This window comes from Gemmatimonas sp. (genome assembly GCF_044345575.1).
GTDB lineage: Bacteria > Gemmatimonadota > Gemmatimonadetes > Gemmatimonadales > Gemmatimonadaceae > Gemmatimonas.
Map to the genome: position 1 here is coordinate 1 of NZ_JBIJAW010000333.1, position 3,538 is coordinate 3,538.

The window sequence follows — 3,538 nt, forward strand, 5'->3', positions numbered from 1 at the left end:
CGATTCCGCAGTACACGGTGGGCTATCAGGCCGTGAAGGATGCCGCCGATGCCACCGAGCAGCAGAACCCGGGGCTCTACCTCGCCGGCAACTACCGCAACGGCGTGAGCGTGGGCGACTGCATCGCCAGCGGACAGCAGGTGGCGGAGCGGGTGGCGGCGTACCTGGCTCGGGCGGGGTCGTAGGAACAGCGGGACTGCGGAAGCTGGTGCTACGGGAGCTTGTGCTGCGGGAGCTTGTGCTGCGGGAGCTTGTGCTACGGGAGCTTGTGCTACGGGATATGCAACAACGGGAACTGCGCGATCGCGTGGTTCCCGTTGTCGCTTCGCGTGGGGCGTTTCTCGTGGTTCCATATTCCGTGCCCTTCGCTTCCGTTTCTTCAGCTTCCGTCCCACGAGCTTCCGTCCCACGAGCTTCCGGCGCTCGCCGACTGGCGCACGCCGCCGTATCGCGCGAAGCTTCGGTATGAATCTGGATCTTCTGGCTGTCGGTCCCCATCGCGACGATGTGGAGCTCACCTGCGGGGGCACGCTCATCAAGGCCGTCGATGACGGTAAGCGTGTCGGCATTCTCGATCTCACGCAGGGGGAGATGGGCACGCGTGGGTCGGCCGAATTGCGGGCGCAGGAAGCGGAAACGGCGCGTGCGCTGATGGGCGTGCATGTGCGAGAAAATCTCGGGTTGCCCGATGCGGGCATCACGAACGACGACGCCACGCGCGCCAAGCTGGTACAGATGATCCGCAAGCTGCGGCCGCGGGTGGTGATTGCGCCGGCGCCGCGTGGGCGACACCCGGATCATCGTCGCACGACAGAGCTCGTTCGCGATGCGTGCTTTCTGGCGGGGCTTCGCAAGTATGCGCCGGGCGAGCACGAGGCGTTCCGGCCGCTCAAGCTGCTGCATGTGATCGCCTATCGGGAAGACTACACCAAGCCCACGTTCGTGGTGGACATCACGGCGCAGTTCGAGCGCAAGCTCGCCGCGATCAAGGTGTACGGCTCACAGTTCGACGGGCTCACGCAGGCCGGCGAAGTGTACCCCAATGGCGAGCCGCTGTACGACATCGTACGGCATCACGCGGCCCACTACGGGTCGCTCATCCGCCAGCAGTACGGCGAGCCGTTCTTCACCGACGAGACGATGGAAGTGGCCGATGTCACGTCGCTTGGCGTGTCCACGTTCTGATCGCGTGATGCGACATCGCGTATTGGTCGCAGCGGCCGCGTGGTGGTGTGTCGCCTGCAGCGCCCCGCGTCCGGAGCCGGGCGGTGAGACGCCTGCGACGTCGGCGGCGACCGGCACATGGTGCGACAAGCTGCCGCGCGTGGAGAACCGCGGCTTTGCTCGCGTGGATGTCCCGAGCGCGTGGCACGAGGTATACCAGGTGGAGCCCGGCGTCTTCGCCATCACGGAACCGCGACAGTTCCAGGAGGCGATTTCGTATCTCATCGTGGGCGACTCGAGCGCGGTGCTCTTCGACAGCGGCATCGGATTGGTTCCGCTGGCGCCCGTGGTGAAGGCGCTAACCGCGTTGCCGGTGCGCGTGCTCAATTCGCACTCGCACTTCGATCACGTGGGGGCCAATCACGAGTTCGACCAGGTGCTCGCGCTCGACACACCGTTCACGCGTGCCAACGAGGCGGGCAAGCCACACGAGCGCATCGCGGATGAGGTAGCGCCCACGGCGTTCTGCGGCGCGGCGCCGAGCGGTGCCGATACGGCAGCGTTTCGTTCGCAGCCGTGGCAGGTGACGCGACGCGTGAAGCTCGGCGATACGCTGGCCGTTGGTGGACGGACCTTGGAGATCGTGGCGGCGCCGGGGCACACGCCCGATGCCATCGTCCTGCTCGACCGCGCCAATGGCCTGCTCTTCACCGGCGATACCTTCTACGAGTCGACGCTGTGGTTCTTCGCCGCCGAGACGGACATCGGCGCGTACGAGCAGACCATGCAGCGATTGGCCGCCCTCGCGCCGTCGCTGCGCCGGGTGCTACCGGCGCACAATACGGTATCGGCATCCCCTGCCCGCCTGCAGGTGGTGGCCGATGCCGTTGGTGAGTTGCGACGGGGAGGCGGCGTACGCGAGGTGGACGGTGAACGGGAGCGGGTCACGGTCGGCGATGTGCGCTTTCTCGTTCGACGGGCCGCCCCCTAGCCGATTCATGTCCTCGGCTTCTCGGTAGATTGTTGCCCATGTCTCTTCGCAATCAGCAGCTCCTCGACATTTCCGTGCCCATGGGGGCCGCCACCCCCGAGTGGCCCGGTGACCAGCCGTTTCATTGCGGGTGGACCTGCCGACGCGAGAGTGGCGACAGTGTGAATCTCGCCGCCGTCACCACGAGCTTTCACGTGGGCACCCACGCCGATGCGCCGCTGCACGTGCACTCGGCGTGGCCCGCCTCGGAAGCGCTGGAGCTCGAGGCGTTCGTGGGACCGGCGCGCGTGGTGGCGCTGCCCGCCGACTGGCCGGTGTCGCAGGACCTCGACGTAATGCATGTCATCGACTTGCTCGGCGGCATCGTGCCGCTGCGTGTGCTACTACGCACCGGCTATTCGGTGGCCGCAGGCACCTTCCCCGCCGACTGGCCGTGCCTCACGCGCGATGCCGCGGAGTGGCTGAGCAATCAGGGGCTGCGCCTGTGGGGCGTGGATGCACCGAGCGTGGATCGCCGCGAGTCGAAGACGCTCGACGTACATCATGCATTGCTGGGGCAGAACGCGTTCGTGCTCGAGAATCTCGACCTGCGTGATGTGGCGCCTGGCGCGTACGAGTTGCTTGCGCCGCCACTGTCGGTGCATGGCGCGGATGCGGCGCCGGTGCGGGCGTTGCTGCGAAGTGTGGTGCGGGGCTAGCTGTCGCCTCTCCCGCGCAGCGCTTCGATGCGGGATTCGATCTGCGCCGGCGTGAACATCGCATCGGCGATCTTCGCGATCTCCTCGGCCTCACGCCACGCCTGCTCGAGCAATTGCAGTTCGCCTTCCATGGCGCGGCGTTCGGTTTCCTCGTGCAGCGCCATTTCGAGGGCGAGGCGGTCGCGGACGTCGAGCGTGTGGAGGGCGCCGGGGATCTTTCGCACCATCGAGCGTTTGTCGGAGTGCCAGGTTTTCGCCGGCACCCCCCAACGATCATCGCCCGGCTGCCATCCGCTGCGCTGCTGCACACTCGTCCATACGCGCATTGGATCGCCCGCCTGATCGAGCAGTTGCACCGCCTCCTGCACCTTCGCTCGAGAGCCCCCGAATCGGTTCACGGTCGGCATGAGTCGCTGTGCGGCCCGCATCGCGTCTTCACCGACGAGTAGGTGTGTGCCCTCTACGCTCTCGAGTCGCAGTCGGAGTTCGTCGGAATGCGCCGATCGTTCGAGCACGCTCATGCGCGCATGCTTTCGCTGCAGCTCCACCAGTTTGCCGCCCGCCAGCGCCACATGTCCGATGGACTTGCTCTGGCGTCCGTTGATGAGGGCGTCCCAGATGCCACCATTGGCGTAGATCCCGGCGAAGCTGCCGACGCTCGCCCCGAGCGCGGAGACACCGGCAA

Annotated in this window: 5 protein-coding genes; 4 read left to right on the forward strand and 1 reads right to left on the reverse strand. The window is 66.6% G+C overall.

The genetic code is table 11. The annotated features are described in order from the left end of the window. The 4 genes from ACIQ6O_RS14590 to ACIQ6O_RS14605 form a co-directional block, all read left to right on the forward strand. Window positions 1-185, forward strand: a 185-nt coding sequence (locus ACIQ6O_RS14590; protein WP_396208511.1) for an FAD-dependent oxidoreductase, incomplete at its 5' end; no start/stop codon positions are given. A 280-nt stretch (window positions 186-465) separates the two neighbouring features. Then, window positions 466-1,185, forward strand: coding sequence for a bacillithiol biosynthesis deacetylase BshB1 (gene bshB1 / locus ACIQ6O_RS14595; RefSeq protein ID WP_396208512.1), 720 nt, complete (start codon window positions 466-468; stop codon window positions 1,183-1,185). A gap of 7 nt (window positions 1,186-1,192) precedes the next feature. Continuing rightward, entirely contained in the window at window positions 1,193-2,155 is a 963-nt protein-coding gene (locus ACIQ6O_RS14600) for an MBL fold metallo-hydrolase (protein WP_396208515.1), read from the forward strand. 38 nt (window positions 2,156-2,193) lie between these two features. Then, window positions 2,194-2,853: a cyclase family protein gene (locus ACIQ6O_RS14605; RefSeq protein WP_396208513.1), complete on the forward strand. Its 660-nt coding sequence runs from the start codon at window positions 2,194-2,196 to the stop codon at window positions 2,851-2,853. On the opposite strand, the gene ACIQ6O_RS14610 is transcribed toward ACIQ6O_RS14605, so the two are convergent. Continuing rightward, on the reverse strand, window positions 2,850-3,538 hold a 689-nt coding region (locus ACIQ6O_RS14610; RefSeq protein ID WP_396208514.1), incomplete at its 5' end, for a hypothetical protein. The genes ACIQ6O_RS14605 and ACIQ6O_RS14610 overlap by 4 nt on opposite strands.

What these genes read in the sequence shown, in the direction of transcription:
- ACIQ6O_RS14600 (WP_396208515.1), top strand. Translation starts at nt 1,193, where the DNA reads ATGCGACATCGCGTATTGGTCGCAGCGGCCGCGTGGTGGTGTGTCGCC.
- ACIQ6O_RS14605 (WP_396208513.1), top strand. Translation starts at nt 2,194, where the DNA reads ATGTCTCTTCGCAATCAGCAGCTCCTCGACATTTCCGTGCCCATGGGG.
- bshB1 (WP_396208512.1), top strand. Translation starts at nt 466, where the DNA reads ATGAATCTGGATCTTCTGGCTGTCGGTCCCCATCGCGACGATGTGGAG.